We start from the raw sequence: 16,563 nt of genomic DNA, 5'->3' as shown, positions 1-16,563 counted from the left end.
GCCTCAACGAACTCGGCTACCGGGTCACCCTCGACCCCATGGAGGCCGCCGGATGAACCAACCGGAACGAAACCCGGCGGGAACGGCCCCGCTGGAATCACCGTCGTGCCCGAAATACCACCCACCTGCAGTTATTTACACGTCAGAGCCCAGAACTTGTGCCAGACCCCGACTCGCATTGTCGAAGCCACGGGCGGTCCGGGGCTCCTCGTCCTTCTGGACCGACGTGTGCATGGCACGCGGCATGTCGTGCCGCGCGGCCGATGCAACCCGGCCGCGGCCATCGGCCCCCGCGCCCGCTGTCTACTCGGCTGGAGGTGGGCTCGGCGTCCGGGAATCGGTCGTCGCGGCCAGCGCGCGCTGGTGAGCGACGATGCCGGGCAGTTGTTCGTAGATCGCGTCGATCAGATCGCAGATCCGCTCGGCGATCGGACGTCCGAGGGCGGTCAGTTCGTAGTCGACGCGGCGGGCGACCGTCGGGTGCGGGGTGCGGTTCACCAGTCCGTCGTCGTGCAGGCGTTGGAGGGTCTGCCAGAGCATCCGGTCGGAGACCCCGGTGACCTGGCGCCGTACTTCTGCGAACCGCAGTGGGCCGTCGACCAGGGCGGCGAGGGTCAGGGCACCCCACCGGCCCGCCGCGTGCTCCAGTACTTCCCGTGACACGCACTCCGGATCGAACACGCTCATCCCGGCCACGCGCTCGGTCCCTCGGCTCATGCACCCATCGTAAGGGGTTATGCTTACTATCCATAAGTACTTACTATTGATAAGCTTCGTTGTCACGAGAGAGGCTCTTCCCATGCCCGAGACCCTCGGACTGATCGGCAGCGGCAACATCGGTGCCGCGGTGGCCCGGCTCGCCGTCGCCGCCGGACTGGATGTCGTGCTGAGCAACTCCCGCGGTCCCGCGACACTCGCCGAACTCGTCGCCGAGTTGGGTCCGCGCGCCCGGGCCGCCACCCCGGAGGAGGCTGCACGAGCGGGTGAGCTGGTGGTGGCGACGGTGCCGTTGCGGGCCTACGCGCAACTGCCCGCGGACGCGCTGGCGGGCCGGACGGTGATCGACACGACCAACTACTACCCCTACCGCGACGGCCGGATCGAGGAACTGGACGCGGGCAAGCTCACCTCCAGCGAGCTGGTGCAGCGGCACCTGCCCGGTTCGCGTGTGGTGAAGACCTTCACCAACCTCGACTTTCGCCGGCTGTTCCTCCTGGCCCGGCCTGCCGGTGCGGCCGACCGCAGTGCGTTGGCCGTCGCCGGCGACGACGCCGAGGCGAAGGCGCGGGTGACCGACCTCCTGGACGCGATCGGCTACGACGCCGTGGACCTCGGGACTCTCTCCGACAGCTGGCGCATCGGACCCAACACCCCGATTCACGTCCAGCCCTATCTGGGCGCCTGGCCCGAGGGGCTGAGCACCGACGAGGAACGCGGACGCTGGTTCTTCCAGACGCCCGGAGTCCCCGTGCCCGCCGCCCGTGTACGCGAACTGATCGCCTCGGCCGTCCCGGTACCGGCGGGCGGACCGACACCGCGCTCCGCCGGCTAGACCCTGAGCACGGCTGACGCGATGGCGGACCGGCCTTAGGACGGTCCGCCATCGCGTTCCCCGATACCGCCGCAGACCCCGTCAGGTCCACGGGCGGACGTCGGCGCCGCAGGCGGTGTCGCGGTCGGTCACGGGGGTGGACCGGCCGCGACCGCTGCCGCATGTCGGCGCCGTCCGCTTGCCGCAGTCGGCGACGTCGAGCAACTTGCCAGTGGCCACGTCCGTCAGGTGGTGGGTCTCGTCGCCCGGGTCGGAGAAGTCCACAGCCGGTTGGTGCCGCCCTTGCTCCCGTACTGGATGACGCCCGCGCCGTCGGCCGGATCGCCCGCGTACTCGTCGAGGTCCTTGCCGCTGCGGTTACGGACGCCGCGGTGGCCTACGACGACCCCTTGGTGATCGGCGTGGACGGACGCCGACCTGTGGCCCTCCTGAGTCTGAGCGGTGGCCCGACTTCTGCTGCGCACCCGCGTCCGCCGCCGGCGGGTTCAGCCGCGCAGGTGCATGCCGCCGCAGATGGACCAGACCTGTCCGTTGATCCACTCGCCGTCGTCGGAGAAGAGGAATGCGGCGATGCCGGCCATGTCGGAGGTCTTGCCGAGCCGAGGGCTGAGGGCGGCCGCGAGGGCTTGCTTCTGCATCTCCTTGTCGGCCTGCCGAATCTGGGTCTCGCCCATGACCAGGCCGGGGGCGAGGCCGTTGCAGCGGATGCCCTCCTTGCCCCAACGGGTGGCGATGTGCCGGGTCAGGGCGTTGACACCGGCCTTGGACGCGGAGTAGGCGGGCCGCACCCGCGCGCCGCTCCAGCCGGCGCCGGAGGACGTGTTGACAATGGCGCCGCCGCCGGCCTCCAGCATGTGCGGGATGGCCGCACGAGCGGTGAGCGCATAGCCCACGAGGTTCACGTCCAGGGTGCGCTGCCAGACCCCCAGGTCCATCTCCAGCAGGTCGAGGTCCCGGCCGAGGTTGGCGTCGGAGACATCCGCGCCGACGTTGAACAGCCCGTCGATGCCGCCGAGTTCGGATACCGCGCGGTCGATCAGCGCCTGGATGGACGCCTCGTCGGAGAGGTCGAAAGCCACGGGGACCGCCACGCCCCCGTTCCCCGTGGCGCGCTTGGCGGTGGCCTCCACGCCCGCGACGTTGATGTCGCCGACGACCACGGAGGCGCCCTCCTCGACCAGCCGCTCCACGGTCGCCGCCCCGATTCCGGTGGCGCCGCCCGCGACGACGATGCGCTTGCCCTGCAGACCCCTCATGTCCCACTCCTAGTGAAGCACGTACACATTGATGGAACTGAGTCTCACATGTGTGACAGTGTCTTGCAAGTGGGCGCATGACTCGGATGCAGGCATGGGTACGATCGGTGAATGAATGAAGCAGTACACGCACCACCGCCCGGGACGGGGGCGCCCGCAAGCGTTGCGGCGGGCACGAGTACGCGGGACATCGCGAGAGCCGCCGTGCGGACCCGGCTCGCCGAGGTGGCGTTCGAGCTGTTCCGCCGCGAAGGCTTCGACCGTGTCACTGTCAAAGAGGTGTCCGCCGCGGCCGGTGTGTCGCGCAGCACGTTCCTGCGGTACTTCGACAGCAAGGAGGACGCGATCCTCAGCGCCTTCGAGGTGCTGGACGACCGCGTTGCGACCGTACTGCGGACGGGACCCGCCGATCAGGACGACTGGACTGCCCTGCGGCACGCGATGACCACGCTCCTGGAGCCTTTCCGCCGGGCTCAGCGGGACTTCCTGCCCTTGGCCCTTCTGGTCGAGACCACTCCGGCGCTCTCGGCCGGCCGCAGGGAGAAGCAGGTCGGCTGGTCCGACGCGCTGGCCCGGGCCCTGGCCGAACGGGCGGGCGGTTCGTCCTCCGCGGCGCCGCCGCTCCAGTCCCTGGTCCGTGCCGCCGCCGCGGTCGAGTGCATGAACATCGCGGTGGCCCAGTGGGCGAGGTCGGATGGCCGTGAGGACCTGGACCAACTTCTGGACGAGGCGTTCTCGGCGCTGCGCGTGGGCTGAGCGGCGCCGGGCACGTGAACGGCCGCCGGGTGCGCCCGATGGTGTAGCGGGCTACACCATCGGGTCGGGAGTGCACTCCCTCGTGGCGGCGAGTGGGCGACGGGATCGTAGTCGGCAGAGCCCGCGAGAGCGCGGGCTACCGTCCCCGAAGGATGCGCCATGACGTCGACATCGTTCCTGACCCGCGTGAAGTCGTTCATCGCGGATCTCCTGCTCTGGTCCTTCTTCGTCGCCGGTCTGGCCGCGAGCATGGGAGGCGCGGGTGCGTTCCTGGACGGGACGGCGAAGACCGCGGCGACGTTCGCGGGTATCGCCGTTTCGTTGGTGACGGGTTCGCGGATCACGAAGAAGCCGAAGATCAAGGCGTTCTTGTCGTCGCGGCCCGTGCTGTGGTTCCTGTTCCTGTTCAACGGGGGTGTGGCCGCGGCTGCTTACTTCACCATGGACGGCGTGAAGGGCATCGCGACCGCTGCCGGTATGGGGCTGGTCTCACTGGGTGCAGGCGGTGGCCTTGTCTCCAACTACCGCCAGGGAGCCCTGGCCGCTCGCGAGGCAGCATCCGAGGAGCCGTACTTGCGCCCGGTGCCTGAAGCTTCGTACCAGCAGCCGACGCACAACGGCCTGTACTGGCAGTCGCCGTCCGAGGCCCCGTACCAGCCGCCGGTCCGCGGGGTCCCGAACCGGCCCGAGGACGACACGTCCTGGGCGTGAACCGGGCCGCCGAGTACACACCGTGAACATCCTGACATCAAGCAAGGAGAGCTTTCCCATGCCCACGATGAAGTCCCTCCGGACCGGCGCCGTCGACAAGGTCGAGGTGGTGGACGTCGAACGACCCGTTCCCGGGCCGAAGGACGCGCTGATCCGCATCCGTGCCTGCGGCATCTGCGGCACCGACGTCAGCTTTCTGCACATGGGCGGCATGCCCGCCCGTGCGCACCTGGGCGGTGAGATCGTTCCCGTACACCTGGGCCACGAGCCGGCGGGGGAGGTGGCTGAGGTCGGCGCCGATGTCGAGGGCCTCGTCGTGGGTGACCGGGTCGTGATCGATCCGACCGGCCACCCTTCGGGCCTCATCGGCTGTGGTGGCACGCAGGGCGCGATGAGCGAGTACCTGCTTGTCGAGAACGCCGAGGTGGGGAAGAACGTACAGGCATTCCCTGACCACCTGCCCTTCGCCGTGGCGGCGCTCAACGAGCCCATGGCCGTGGCCCGGCACGCCGTCAACCGTTCCGGAGCCGGCTCCGAGGACAAGGTGGTGGTCTTCGGCGCGGGCCCGATCGGCCTCGGCGCCGCGATCTGGCTGAAGTTGCGCGGCGTACGGCATGTGGTGGTCGTCGACGTCATCCCATCCCGGCTGGAGAAGGCGCTTGCCGTCGGGGCGGACGCGGTCATCAACTCCGCACATGAAGACGTCACCGGCCGGCTGACCGAACTGCACGGCCAGGCCGTCAACGCCCTGGGCCAACCCCGGCCCGGCACCGACATCTTCATCGACGCCGCCGGCGCCCCGGCCGTTTTCAACACCGTGATCGGGAACGCCAAGTCGCACGCCACACTCGTCATGGTCGCGGTGCAGAAGAAGGGGGAGGTCGACCTCGGTGGCATGCTGCGCAGCGAACTGACCCTCATCGCCTCCCAGGGCTACCCGACCGAGATATTCGAGGTCACCGCCGAACTCGCCGAACATCACGAACGGTTCGAGAAGTTGATCAGCCATGTAGTCCCGTTCGCGGAGGCCGACCGCGCCTTCGAACTGACGCTCACCCCCGGCGCCGCCGAAAAGGTCGTCGTCACCTTCGACGACCAGCCCTGACCCCACGGCTGCGGCCGGTGTCTCCGGTGGCTGACGCCCGGCCGGCCGCGCGTCAGCCCCGCACTGCTCGCCCGGGACCACCCTCCGGTCCCGCAGTTCTCGGCGAGGGACGCCGTCGGTCTGCCGGAAGGCACCGCGACCCCACTGAGCTCTTCGAGGCCACCCCCGAGCTCGCGGCACACCTGCCGCTGCCGCTACGAGTTGTTCCGACGCCTGCCGATCCCCGGCGCGCGCCGCTACGACGACGGTCACATCCGGCTGCTGTTGCACGTCCTGTGCGTGCACTCACCGCACCCCTCTCCCGTTGCCGCGCAGCCGTCCCGATGTGTCGCGGGGCGACAGTGTGCCAGGAGCGAGCCCCGGGGATCGCGGAGGGTCGCGTCCCGGTCCGCCGCGTGGTTCGGACCGGGCCCGGGGCCGATGCAGGAGCACGGCGGAATTTCATCAGGCGCTTGTTGTTATGTGCGGTCGGCCCGCACGTCTCCTGCATGTACGACCTTTTCCGACAGGAGTTCAGCATGATCTAGCGCGGAACCCCGGGCGTTCACGCCCGGGAGGAAGCGCTTCTCAAGACAGGGGTGACCCGCACGGGTGCACGGGTCCGCACGGTTGGCCTCAGCCGGGACGCTTCTGGTTCTCGATGTACTCCTTGATGATCGCCAGCGGTGCGCCGCCGCAGGACGCGGCGAAGTAGGACGGGGACCAGAAGTGGTCGCCCCACAGGTACGTGCGGATGTGGCCGGGGAACTCCTGGCGAAGCCTGCGGGCTGAGACGCCCTTGAGGGAGCCGACCAGCCGGGAGATGGCGACCTTGGGCGGGTAGTGCACGAGCAGGTGGACGTGATCGCGCTCGCCGTTGAACTCCACCAGCTCGGTTTCGAAGTCGGCGCATACGGCCCGCATGATCTCTTCGCAGCGCGTAAGGATCTCGTCGGTGAACGGGCCGCGCCGGTACTTGGGCGTGAAGACCAAGTGAGCGTGGAGGGTATAGATGACCGTGCGCCCCCTACGGATGTCGGGGTTTGGTTCCCAGCGTGGTGACATAGACCAACCGTAGTACGATTCCCGGCATGAAGATCGTGACGCAGGTGAAGCTGATGCCGGAGGCCGACCAGGCCGCCGCGCTGTCGGCGACCCTGCGCACGGTCAACGACCTGGCGTGCTGGGTCTCCGAGGTGGCGTTCACCCATGGTGTGCCGCGTGAGTACGAGCTGCGCAAGCAGACGTACCCGCGCCTCAAGGCCGAAGGGCTCGGGGCGCAGGCGGCGCAACACGTGATCAAGAAGGTGCGCGATGCGTACACGACGCTGCACGCCAACATCCGCGCCGGAAACCTCGGCAAGCCGAAATCGAAGCGCCGGATCAAGGCCGCATCGAAGCCGATCACGTTCCGTCCCGAGGCCGCGCAGCCATATGACGACCGGTGTTTGAGCTGGCAGTACGACGCACAGACCGTGTCCATCTGGACAACTGCCGGGCGACTCAAGAACGTCCGCTTCGTCTGCTCCGCCGACGCGCTCAAGACGCTCCGCGGCTACCGCAAGGGCGAGTCCGACCTGATCGAGCGTGACGGACTCTTCTACCTGATCGCCACCTGCGAGGTTCCCGAGGCCGAGACGTACGAGCCGGACGGCTTCATCGGCGTGGACCTCGGCATCGTCAACATCGCCACCACGTCCACCGGCTACCAGGCCGCCGGGCGCGGTCTGGGCCGCTACCGCAAGCGTCAGCTTGCCCTGCGGGCCAAGCTCCAGAAGAAGCGCACCACGTCCGCCAAGCGCCGGTTGAAGGAGCGCTCCCGCCGCGAACAGCGGCACGTCAAGAACACCAACCACATCATTGCCAAGACGATCGTGACCGAGGCTGAACGCACCTCGGCCGGGATCTCCCTGGAAGAACTCAAGGGAATCCGGCAGAGGGTACGGCTCCGCAAGCCCCAACGGGTCGCACTCCACTCCTGGGCCTTTGCCCAGCTCGGAGACTTCATCGTCTACAGGGCCAAGAGGGCAGGCGTGCCGCTGGTCTTCGTTGATCCCGCGTACACGTCGCAGACGTGCGCCGAGTGCGGCCACGTCGACAAGCGCAACCGTGTCGACCAGGGGCTTTTCATCTGCCGGGGGTGCGGGGTCGTTGCCCACGCCGACCGGAATGCTTCCCATAACATCGCCACCCGTGGCGAGAGCGTGTGGAATGCGGGGCGTGAGTCACGCGTCCCTGCCACCCCATAGGGATGTCTGGACGGAGGAGCCAACCCAGCAGCCAGTTGGGCGCTACCTCCAAGCCCGGTCCTTTAGGGCCGGGTCAAGTTGACACAGTGCCAGTGAGCCAGGACAACACCCGACCGACGTTGAACCGACGCGGGATGCTGCGGATGACCGGCGCGGCCACGGTCATCGGCATCGGGACGGTGATCGGGGGTGCCGTGCCCGCCGACGCGGCGACGGTGCTCTCCTCGCCCGCCAGTGTCGGCGGGGGTCTTGCCCATCCGGGAATGCTGCACACCCAGGCCGACTTCGAGCGGATGAGGGCGGGAGTCAAGGCTGGCAAGGCGCCGTACAAGGCGGGCTATGCGGTGCTGGCGGCCAACTCGCACGCCCAGAGCACCTGGAAGCCCAACCCGCTGGCGAGGGTGGTGCGCGGCGGCGAGGGCACGAACGTCGGCACGCTTTACCACGATGTGCACGCGGCATACCAGAACGCCCTGCGCTGGAAGGTCACCGGTGACAGCGCGCACGCGGACACCGCCCGCGACATCCTCAACGCGTGGTCGGCCGAGCTCACCGTGCTCGACGGCGACGCCGACCGGTTCATCGCGGCGGGCCTGCACGGCTACCAGTTCGCCAACGCAGCCGAGATCATGCGCGGCTACCCGGGCTTCGACCTCGCCCGCTTCCAGAAGATGCTGGTAGACGTCTTCTACACGCAGAGCAGCGACTTTCTCGCCCACCACAACGGCGCTTACGTCACCAACTACTGGGGCAGCTGGGATCTGCTGAGCATCGGGTGCGTCCTGGCCACCGGCATCCTCTGCGACGACCAGGACAAGGTCGACGAGGCCGTCACCTATTTCAAGTCGGGCAAGGGCAACGGCTCCGTCAAGAACCTCATCACTCACATCCAACCGGGCGGCCTCGGACAGTGGGTGGAGGTAGGCCGCGACCAGGGGCACGCGACCTTGGGCGTCGGGCTGGCCGGCGCCATCGCCGAGATGGCATGGAACCAGGGCATCGACCTCTACGGCTACGACGACAACCGTCTGCTGAAGGGCTTCGAGTACGTCGCCAAATGGAATCTCGGGCATGACGTGCCGTACACCTCCTGGACGTGGAAATACGGCGCTCCGGGCATCTGGGGCGGGTCACAGACCCTGACCGCCCCGTCGACGGACTCCCGCGGACAACTCCGCCCGATTTGGGAGTCGATCTACAACCACTACGTCAACCGCCGTGGCCTCGACGCCCCCTACGTCACGGCCTACGCCGAGAAGGTCCGTCCCGAGGGCGGCGGCGGGAACTACGGCGAGGGCGGCGGCTTCGACCAACTCGGCTTCGGTACCCTGGCCTTCACCCGCCCCAAGGCGATCGTCTCCGTCGGCACACCGGCCCCGTCGCAGGACACGACCGCGGCCTCGGGAAGCCCGAAAGCCACGGCACAGCCCGCCACCGCCGGGTCCAATGACACCCGGGCACAGGGCGGCAGGGGGGACGACCTGGCTGCCACGGGCGCTGGCGGAGTCGCGGCCGTCGCCGCCACCGGAGTGCTGGCCATCGCGGGAGGCATCATCGCCCTGCGCCGCCGAAGCGCCCGCGACAGCGACTGAGGGGGACCCTCACCGACCCGGAACCGGTGACCGGATCGCGGCTCTGCCCGCGGCGGCACGGCGATCCCGCACACGCGATGGTGTCAGAGCGTGGCGCGCCGTGGTTCAGCGCGCCGCTCGGGCGCGTGGTCTGTTGCTGGGCACGTCTGCCGAAGTCGGACAGCCACGGGCTGATGGTCGGTTCGGGGCGGGCGACGACGTGGGTACCCGCCGCTGGAGCGCCCACCTCGCCTCCGTCGAACCGCACACGCAGTGCGCCGTCGGAGGTGAAGGCCATGTCGTCCAGGACGGAGGCACGGCTCGCAGGGCCGGCGGACGTCTCGTCGAGTGAGGCGGCGATGAGCTCGGCGGTGGTCCGGTACGTCCGGTCCCCGCCGTCGTACCAGTACGTCCGGGCCGTAAGTCCGGAGCCGACCGCCGTGCCCCCTCGGTAGACATGCCCCCCAAGGCCGCCCATCAGTGGCGCCAGGCCATCGCCCTCCGCGCCGCGTGGCGTGAGGCCGTGAGTGCCGTGGTGTCGTCGACTTCGAACTCGCCGTACAGCCTGAACTCGGGCTCACCGAGGGGCGCGTCCATACGTCACTCCAGAGAACGTCGCCGTTGCGGATGCGCGGCGCCCAGTCCGGGGCGATGGGCGAGCGAAGTGCCGTTACCAGTGGTGAGTTTGGAGCGAGTGATGGGTTCGTGGTCTTGACGGAAGGATGGAGGCGGAAGTAAATTCAAATGTCTAACGACCGATCGGTATAAATAACGCGTCCAGTAATCGCCGACCGCTGGACCGGGGATTCGGATCTGGACGCCGCCAAGAGCCGGAGACGACCATGGGTGATGACCTCGGCATGCTGGTGATTCGTTTGGCCGTCGGGCTGATGTTGATCACCCACGGGGCGAACAAGGTGGCGGGGCCCGGCGGTATCGGCGGCACGACGGCCTGGTTCGCCGCCCTCGGGTTCCGTCCCGCATGGATGCACGCACGTGTTGCCGCGGCCACCGAGATAGCGGTCGGAGTTCTTCTCGGCCTCGGTCTACTCACGGGGCTGGCCTGTGCCGGGTGTGTGGGTCTGATGCTCGTGGCCGCCCTCACCGATCACCGAGGCAAGGGTTACTTCATCTTCAAGGGTGGTTGGGAATACGTGTTGCTGGTCGCCCTCGTGGCGATCGGCGCTGCCTCCGTGGGACCCGGGGCGTGGTCGTTGGACCACGCCTTCGGGCTCGACCTCGCCGGTGCGTGGTGGGCTCTGGTTGCGGTGGCCATCGGTACCGGTGCTGCCTTCGGTTTGCTCGCTGCGGGGTACCGTCCGGCAGCCGTGTCCGGGGGAGAATCCGACTGATCTGCTGCCCGGCGCCGGGCGCCCCGCCCTGCTTGCCGTCCGCGTAGTGAACGGGCAGTTCAAGCACCCGTGGTGCGGGCTTCGGAGAGGGCGCTTCATATGCCCTGTCGGGTGGTCGTGACGGTCGGCCGCCAGGTGGGCCTGAACGCGCCCGGGATCGGTGCGCTGCCGGCGCGGTACGTGGGCTCGGCCGACCATGCGGCCTCGCACACGCAGGCAAGCGGCGCCCAGGCGGGTGCGCCGTAGGACAGGTGATCGGTGAACTCACAGGTCCGTCGCGGGCCATCCGCCGGATCCACTGGCAGCATGGGGTGCGTCGTGACCGTGCCGAGCACCGGCTGGGTGGCAGGTGTACCGCACGCGGCGGAGCGCCCGACCGGGACCAGCGGGACCGCGGGGTCGGTGGAGGCGCCGTGGCCAACCCGCCGGGCGATCGGCGGGGCCAAGATCCGGACGGCCGGCCGGACACCGGGGAAGCCGACCGACGCGGCCAGCCGGACGGTGACCCCGGCCGGGTCGAGGGAACAGCGGTCCGGTGCCAGCGTTGTGTCCCCGGAACCACCGTACGGATGCACTTCGTCGGAGGGTTGCCCGGTGACCTCGCGGAGCCGTGCCGGAGGTTGGTGAGCGGGTCCGGCCTGCAACGGGGTGAGCCGGCGGCGGGAGAAGGACGGCCGCCCCTCCGATCCGCCCGGAAGGCCGAGTGCAGCCACAGAGCGTTGTGGTGGTTGCGCTCGGCGGCGGATCCGGGAACGGGTGGGAGGTCGCAGGCGCGGGCGATCCCGGCGCGCACGAGGCCGGGACCTTGCCTCCGTTCGACCAAGCCGAACCGGGAGGAGGTGACAGGCGTGTTCCACGCCGTGGCGCAGATGCCCGTGGAATCGCGGTGCCGGCCCCCGACGGTGTGGTCAGCGCAGCGTCAGTGCTGTGAAGGCTTCGTCGAGCAGAGCGACAAGGTCGAGGCGGCCCTCCGAGGCTGTCCAGGCGTCGAGAGCGACATTGAGGCACTCGAGGGCGGCGCCGGCCCGCACATCGTGGGTGAGCGCCGCGTGGTCGGCGCCAGGACTTCCTGAGCCGGCGGGTCGGGTGGCTACGGGTTGGCCGCGCTCGGCGAGAGCCCGGGCCAGTATCGGCCGCCAGCTGTGCTGTTTCTGCAACTGCCGAGCGCTCAAGGCGGGAGTCTCGCGGACCAGACGTGTCCGCGCCAGGGCCTCGGCGGGGTCCTGGCGGTACGGCTCAAGGGCGACGTCCAGACCGTGCCGCAAGGCCGTCCAGTGGCTCTCCTCCGTCGGGCGTGCACGCAAGGCCTCGGCAACGCGGTCGCCCATTGCGTCGAAGGTGTCGAGGACGGCGTCCTCCTTGGTGCCGAAGTAGCGCAGGTAGGTGCTGCGGGACACCCCGGCAGCCCTGGCCAGGTCATCGAGGGTGACGTTGTCGAAGCCCTTCTGACGGAACAGGTCGAAGGCAACTTGTGCGAGTTCGGCCCGGATGGCGGCGCGTGCGATGTCCCTTGTGGTGGTACCCGATGGCGTGCTCACGCTCCGATCCTACCGTCCGTCCGCACACCGGCTTGCAGTATTGACGCTCAATGGCTATCTTGACACTCAGTTCCATGTTGGAAATGGGAAGTCAGCTTCGCTTGTCAGGACGGAGGCTCGGCACTGTGACCATCCGGACGCTCGGCCTCATGGCTGGAGGCGCGATCGGCGGCGCCTTGGCCCGCGTGGCCGTCCTTGCCGGACTGGATGCCGTCCTGGGTAACTCCCGCGGCCTGCGCACCCTCATCGCGCTTGTCGCGGATTTCGGCCCTCGTGTCCGCGCGGCGACGCCGCGGGAAGCCGCCCAGGCCGGAGGGCAGGCGGTGACCGTGCCGCTGGCCTTCTCCCGCGTGGTGAGGGCGTTCAGCAACAGCGACTTCCGTCGTCTCTCCATCGGTGCCCGTCCGTTGAGTGCCGGCCGTGCCGGCGACCGCAGTGTCCGTCCCGTCGGGGGTGACCACTCGTTCGCCAGGGCGGACGTGGGCGGGCCGCTGGTTCTTCGATACCACCCCAGGTGCCCCGGTCCCGGCCGCCAGGAGCGGGGAATTGGCCGATGCTGCTGTCCGAGACCCTGGGCCCGGTATGCGCGCTGCCATTTCCGAAGTGTGAGGGCCGGCCCGCTGTTCAATCGGGGAAATTTTTTGTAGAGCCGTTATCCGGGGGACTGGACGCGTTTTATCTCCTGGGGGACTCGGAGAGGGGATGGAATTATTTCCCGGCACCCGAGAGATAGCGGAAATGGTGGAGCGAATACTGAACTGCGCGCTCAGTCGCCACCCGGGTCGACATACGGGTTCGGCCACAGAGATGAGACTCCGATGACTGATCTTGCAACCTCGATCTCGGGGGGCGCGTCAACCGGCTTCGACCCCCAGCGTGCGGAGAAGGCCGTTCGTGAACTGCTGATAGCGGTGGGTGAAGATCCCGACAGAGAGGGATTGCGCGAGACTCCGGCACGGGTGGCGCGCGCATACCGGGAACTCCTGGCAGGGCTCGGTCAGAAACCCGAAGAGGTGCTGACCACGACGTTCGACCTCGGGCACGACGAGATGGTCCTGGTCAAGGACATCGACATCATGAGTGTCTGTGAACATCACCTTCTGCCCATCCGGGGCGTGGCCCACGTCGGTTACATCCCCGCCGCGAGCGGGAAGATCACCGGTCTCTCGAAACTCGCCCGTCTGGTGGACGTGTTCGCCTGCCGCCCGCAGGTGCAGGAGCGGCTCACCACGCAGATCGCGGACGCCTTGACCAGCATCCTTGAGGCGCAGGGGACCATCGTGGTGATCGAGGCGGAGCATATGTGCATGTCGGCCCGGGGCATCCGAAAGCTCGGTGCGCTGACGACCACGTCCGCTGTGCGCGGGCAGTTGTGCGACCCCGCCGGCCGCGCCGAGGCCATGAGTCTCATTCTGGCGAACTGAATTGAGCTCTTACGTTTCCGGTTCGGCGATGTGAACGCAGGCATCGGGTTCGGTGTCAGCTCCGCGTCAGCAATCCAATCGACTCGCTCATTTCTAATTTGACTATGCCGAATCATTGACTAGACCGAGCGGTACAGCTAACTTCAAAAGTATCCAGGATGAATTCTGGAACGAACGACGAGGTTCGAAAGAGGTACCGCCTGTGTTCAAGGAATTTGTCGTGTCCGGCGACTCGCACATCATCGAGCCGGTCGATCTCTTCAAGTCCCGGCTGCCGAAGCACCTGCGTGAACGAGCGCTGTGGGAAGAAGAGTTCACCCTTGGCGAGCCGATGGTCCCGGGTGGACACACGGAGTTCAAGAAGCTGCACACCATCGGTTTCGACGGGTGGACCATCTCGAAGTACCGTCAGCATGGTGGGGCGACGCCGGACGGCGATCCGGAGCACATCATCCGGGACATGAACCTCGATGGCGTCGACGCCTCGGTCATGTTCCCCAACCTGTCGTTGTTCGTCCTGTTCACGGACGACCACGAGCTGTCGATGGCGCATGCCCGGGTGTGGAACGACTACATCGTGGAGCGTTACCTGCAGTACAAGGACCGACTGCGGCCCACGGCGGCGATCCCGCTGACCCATATCCCGGACGCGGTCGCCGAGATCGAGCGGGTCGCGCGGCTGGGCATCGGTGCGATCCTGCTGCCGGACATCCCGCCGTCGCTGCCGTACTGGTCGGCGGAGTACGACCCGGTGTGGGCAGCGGCCCAGGCGCACGGCCTGCCGGTGTTCTTCCACGTCGCGACCGGTGGGGTGAAGGTCAAGGACAACGAGTCCGAGACGGCGACCACGGTCCGGGGACTGATGACCTCGATGAACATGGGCAAGGGCCAGCTGACCGATGCCATGGTGGCGAGCCGGACGATGAGTGCCGGCGGCAGCGGGGCGGCCGGTCCGCAGGGCATCATCGCCGACCTCGTGGCCGGCGGCGCGTGTGAGCGCTTCCCGAACCTGCACTTCAACCTGATCGAGTACAGCGCGGGCTGGCTGGTCTCGTACATGGGCTTCATGGACAAGCTCTGGAAGACCGGTACCGGTCAGGACCCTGACTGGTGGCTGGGTTTCTGGGACGACTCGCGCTCCCCGCAGGACCAGCCGGCGATGGGACGGCTGTTCGCCGTCAACAACCGGTGGCCGCACCCGCTCAAGCCCAGCGAGTACGTGCGGCGTCAGATCCATGTCCAGTTCGCCGACGACCCGACGGCGGTCAAGGCGCGTCACATCACCGGTGTGTCGACGATCATGTGGGGCAACGACTACCCGCATGCCGAGGGGACTTTCCGCAGCAGCGCCGAGTGCATCGCCGAGAACTTCGAGGGAGTCGGCGACGAGGACCGTGCCGCCATCCTCGGCGGCACGCTCGCCGACATTGTGGGCTTCGACAAGAGCAAGAAGCTGGCAGGGTTGACCAGCGGCGCCTGACCGCGGGGAGCGGAACGGTAGGCCGAGCCCCGGAACGGTGATGTTCCGGGGCCTGGCCTGTTGGCTTGTCCCGATGGGGCCCTCGTTGCGTCGCCGGCCAGGGCGGGACATCGCCCGCTGTCCTGTTGACCGGCGGGGTGCGCAACGATGCCTCCCTGCTGCTGTCCCTGCTCGACGCGATTCCGTCGGCCGGGGCGAGGGCGGCCGTACCCGCCGCAAGTTGGACTCTCTGTTCGCCGGCGGGGCCGGCCGCGGCGCGTACCACGAGCCGCTACGCAGCCACGGCATCATGTCCGCCGTCATCTGCCGCAGCAGCGGGCCGAGTTCCTACCGTTGGTCGAGCGCCGAGGGGGGCCTCACCTGGCTCCAAGGCGTCCAGGACTGCGGATCCGCTGGGGGAATGTCGGCAAGCACGCCACGAGACTGTCCTCAAGCCCGCCGAAGGCTCGGCGCCGACAGGCCGATGCACTCACCGGGCGGTCCAGCCACCGTCCACCGCGACGGTGGTACCCGTGACGTAGCGAGAGGCGTCTGACGCAAGGAACACCGCCGCGCCGCCCAGTTCTTCGACGCTACCCACCCGACCCAGGGGAGTGCTCCGTACGATCCGTTCGCCCCACTTGCCATCCAGCAGCCCCTTGCTGAGATGCGTAGGGAAGTAGCCCGGCGCAAGGGCGTTGACGCGCACCCCGCGATTCGCCCATTCGACGGCGAGTGTCCTGGTGAGCGCCTCGACGCCTCCTTTGCCGGCGGCGTAGGCGGCGATCCGTTCGAATCCGGTGCCCGCGTGCACCGACGAGACGTTCACGATCGAGCCGGACCCTTGTGCCAGCATGGCCTTGCCGGCCTCGCGGCAGCAGTAGAAGGTGCCCTGGAGGTTGGTGCCGAGCACCCGTCGCCAGGCCTCGTCGGTGACGAACTCGCTGCGGGTCAAGTGGGGACTGATACCTGCGCAGTTGACGAGGGCGTCCAGTCGCCCGGCGGTGTCGCCGATCCGCTGGACCGCCGTGCGCATCACGTCCGAGTCGGCGACCGAACCGGGCAGCACCAGCACCTTGCCGCCGTGCGCGCCAAGATCGGCCGCCAGACTCTCAAGGTCGGCGGCCGTACGAGCGGTTACCACCACGTGCGCCCCTGCCTGGGAGAGCGCGATGGCGATGGCTCGGCCGCTGCCCTTGCCCGCACCGGTCACCCAGGCGACCTTCCCGTCGAGACGGAGTTCGGTGTTCACGTCTGTCATGGTTCAGCCTTCCGGATGTTGCACGGGGTCCGCTGGAGGACCGCGTTCCAAGGGATACGGAGCAGTTCGTCGACGACGTGGGAGCGGACCGGTGTGACGTCACCCCGTCCGACGGCGGGTTCCCTCAAGCCGACGGCGAGTCCGTTCACCCGCTCACAGAGTCGACGCCCCCTCAGACTGCGCTCCCCTGCTGTGCAACCAGTGCGTCGGGTCGCTGGGGGCAGGCGGTCGCCGAGGATGCTCGCGAATTTGGGCACGGAGGCTTTCCCGGCTCGGTGGCCAGCCGTACCTAGACCGGTCGGTTGCCTGCGACCAAGCTTTGGCATACCGCCCGGTCTATAAAACCTGTG

At 68.4% G+C, this 16,563-nt stretch carries 18 protein-coding genes; 11 read left to right on the top strand and 7 right to left on the bottom strand.

Going from position 1 to position 16,563, the window contains the following annotated elements:
• Nucleotides 1-303: 303 nt before the first annotated feature.
• The gene (locus tag AB0D85_RS41500; protein WP_362332696.1) at nucleotides 304-717 is read right to left on the bottom strand and encodes a helix-turn-helix domain-containing protein; all 414 of its coding nucleotides are present in this window, start codon (nucleotides 715-717) and stop codon (nucleotides 304-306) included.
• 82 nt (nucleotides 718-799) lie between these two features.
• On the opposite strand from AB0D85_RS41500, the gene AB0D85_RS41495 reads away from it, so the two are divergent.
• Nucleotides 800-1,552, top strand: coding sequence for an NAD(P)-binding domain-containing protein (locus AB0D85_RS41495; RefSeq protein ID WP_362332693.1), 753 nt, complete (start codon nucleotides 800-802; stop codon nucleotides 1,550-1,552).
• Between the two features lie 81 nt (nucleotides 1,553-1,633).
• Here the strand turns inward: AB0D85_RS41495 and AB0D85_RS41490 are convergent, their stop codons facing one another.
• Genes AB0D85_RS41490 through AB0D85_RS41480 form a run of 3 tightly spaced genes read right to left on the bottom strand, consistent with a single transcriptional unit; the run spans nucleotide 1,634 to nucleotide 2,808 of the window.
• The gene (locus AB0D85_RS41490; RefSeq protein WP_362332691.1) at nucleotides 1,634-1,771 is read right to left on the bottom strand and encodes a hypothetical protein; all 138 of its coding nucleotides are present in this window, start codon (nucleotides 1,769-1,771) and stop codon (nucleotides 1,634-1,636) included.
• Between the two features lie 5 nt (nucleotides 1,772-1,776).
• Nucleotides 1,777-2,016 (bottom strand): hypothetical protein, encoded by a 240-nt coding sequence (locus AB0D85_RS41485; RefSeq protein ID WP_362332688.1) that lies wholly within the window; start codon nucleotides 2,014-2,016, stop codon nucleotides 1,777-1,779.
• 21 nt (nucleotides 2,017-2,037) lie between these two features.
• Nucleotides 2,038-2,808 (bottom strand): SDR family oxidoreductase, encoded by a 771-nt coding sequence (locus tag AB0D85_RS41480; RefSeq protein ID WP_362332683.1) that lies wholly within the window; start codon nucleotides 2,806-2,808, stop codon nucleotides 2,038-2,040.
• Between the two features lie 111 nt (nucleotides 2,809-2,919).
• Between AB0D85_RS41480 and AB0D85_RS41475 the strand changes: the two genes are divergently transcribed.
• The 3 genes from AB0D85_RS41475 (at nucleotide 2,920) to AB0D85_RS41465 (ending at nucleotide 5,380) form a co-directional block, all read left to right on the top strand.
• On the top strand, nucleotides 2,920-3,564 hold the full coding sequence (locus tag AB0D85_RS41475; protein ID WP_362332680.1) for a TetR family transcriptional regulator: 645 nt from the start codon (nucleotides 2,920-2,922) through the stop codon (nucleotides 3,562-3,564).
• A gap of 159 nt (nucleotides 3,565-3,723) precedes the next feature.
• Nucleotides 3,724-4,275 carry a hypothetical protein gene (locus AB0D85_RS41470; protein ID WP_362332677.1) on the top strand — a complete coding sequence of 184 codons (552 nt, stop codon included), beginning with the start codon at nucleotides 3,724-3,726 and terminating at the stop codon, nucleotides 4,273-4,275.
• A gap of 58 nt (nucleotides 4,276-4,333) precedes the next feature.
• Complete coding sequence (locus AB0D85_RS41465) at nucleotides 4,334-5,380, top strand: zinc-binding dehydrogenase (RefSeq protein ID WP_362332674.1); 1,047 nt, start codon at nucleotides 4,334-4,336, stop codon at nucleotides 5,378-5,380.
• Between the two features lie 615 nt (nucleotides 5,381-5,995).
• Here AB0D85_RS41465 and tnpA read toward each other — a convergent pair.
• Nucleotides 5,996-6,424, bottom strand: a complete 429-nt coding sequence (tnpA, locus tag AB0D85_RS41460) for an IS200/IS605 family transposase (protein WP_362332671.1) — start codon at nucleotides 6,422-6,424, stop codon at nucleotides 5,996-5,998.
• 26 nt (nucleotides 6,425-6,450) lie between these two features.
• On the opposite strand from tnpA, the gene AB0D85_RS41455 reads away from it, so the two are divergent.
• The 4 genes from AB0D85_RS41455 to AB0D85_RS41440 all read left to right on the top strand — a co-directional run bounded on the left by AB0D85_RS41455 (nucleotide 6,451) and on the right by AB0D85_RS41440 (nucleotide 10,531).
• A complete protein-coding gene (locus AB0D85_RS41455; protein ID WP_362332668.1) occupies nucleotides 6,451-7,608 on the top strand; it encodes a transposase in 1,158 nt (385 codons plus the stop codon).
• Between the two features lie 134 nt (nucleotides 7,609-7,742).
• Nucleotides 7,743-9,200: an alginate lyase family protein gene (locus AB0D85_RS41450; RefSeq protein WP_362332665.1), complete on the top strand. Its 1,458-nt coding sequence runs from the start codon at nucleotides 7,743-7,745 to the stop codon at nucleotides 9,198-9,200.
• A 275-nt stretch (nucleotides 9,201-9,475) separates the two neighbouring features.
• Nucleotides 9,476-9,634: a hypothetical protein gene (locus AB0D85_RS41445; protein WP_362332662.1), complete on the top strand. Its 159-nt coding sequence runs from the start codon at nucleotides 9,476-9,478 to the stop codon at nucleotides 9,632-9,634.
• A gap of 387 nt (nucleotides 9,635-10,021) precedes the next feature.
• Nucleotides 10,022-10,531 carry a DoxX family protein gene (locus tag AB0D85_RS41440; protein WP_362332659.1) on the top strand — a complete coding sequence of 170 codons (510 nt, stop codon included), beginning with the start codon at nucleotides 10,022-10,024 and terminating at the stop codon, nucleotides 10,529-10,531.
• Nucleotides 10,532-11,439: 908 nt separating this feature from the next.
• Here the strand turns inward: AB0D85_RS41440 and AB0D85_RS41435 are convergent.
• A complete protein-coding gene (locus AB0D85_RS41435) occupies nucleotides 11,440-12,069 on the bottom strand; it encodes a TetR family transcriptional regulator (RefSeq protein ID WP_362332656.1) in 630 nt (209 codons plus the stop codon).
• A gap of 50 nt (nucleotides 12,070-12,119) precedes the next feature.
• On the opposite strand from AB0D85_RS41435, the gene AB0D85_RS41430 reads away from it, so the two are divergent.
• The 3 genes from AB0D85_RS41430 (at nucleotide 12,120) to AB0D85_RS41420 (ending at nucleotide 14,973) form a co-directional block, all read left to right on the top strand.
• The gene (locus tag AB0D85_RS41430) at nucleotides 12,120-12,716 is read left to right on the top strand and encodes an NAD(P)-binding domain-containing protein (RefSeq protein WP_362332653.1); all 597 of its coding nucleotides are present in this window, start codon (nucleotides 12,120-12,122) and stop codon (nucleotides 12,714-12,716) included.
• A 171-nt stretch (nucleotides 12,717-12,887) separates the two neighbouring features.
• Nucleotides 12,888-13,493: a GTP cyclohydrolase I FolE gene (gene folE / locus AB0D85_RS41425; protein WP_362332650.1), complete on the top strand. Its 606-nt coding sequence runs from the start codon at nucleotides 12,888-12,890 to the stop codon at nucleotides 13,491-13,493.
• Nucleotides 13,494-13,713: 220 nt separating this feature from the next.
• On the top strand, nucleotides 13,714-14,973 hold the full coding sequence (locus tag AB0D85_RS41420; RefSeq protein ID WP_362332647.1) for an amidohydrolase family protein: 1,260 nt from the start codon (nucleotides 13,714-13,716) through the stop codon (nucleotides 14,971-14,973).
• A 469-nt stretch (nucleotides 14,974-15,442) separates the two neighbouring features.
• On the opposite strand, the gene AB0D85_RS41415 is transcribed toward AB0D85_RS41420, so the two are convergent.
• On the bottom strand, nucleotides 15,443-16,213 hold the full coding sequence (locus tag AB0D85_RS41415; RefSeq protein ID WP_362332644.1) for an SDR family NAD(P)-dependent oxidoreductase: 771 nt from the start codon (nucleotides 16,211-16,213) through the stop codon (nucleotides 15,443-15,445).
• Nucleotides 16,214-16,563 lie beyond the last annotated feature (350 nt).

The organism is Streptomyces sp. NPDC048277 (assembly GCF_040652235.1).
In the GTDB taxonomy this organism is placed as follows: Bacteria; Actinomycetota; Actinomycetes; order Streptomycetales; family Streptomycetaceae; genus Streptomyces.
Note: the sequence above shows the minus strand (reverse complement) of the source record. Positions and strands in the feature narration are given on the sequence as shown.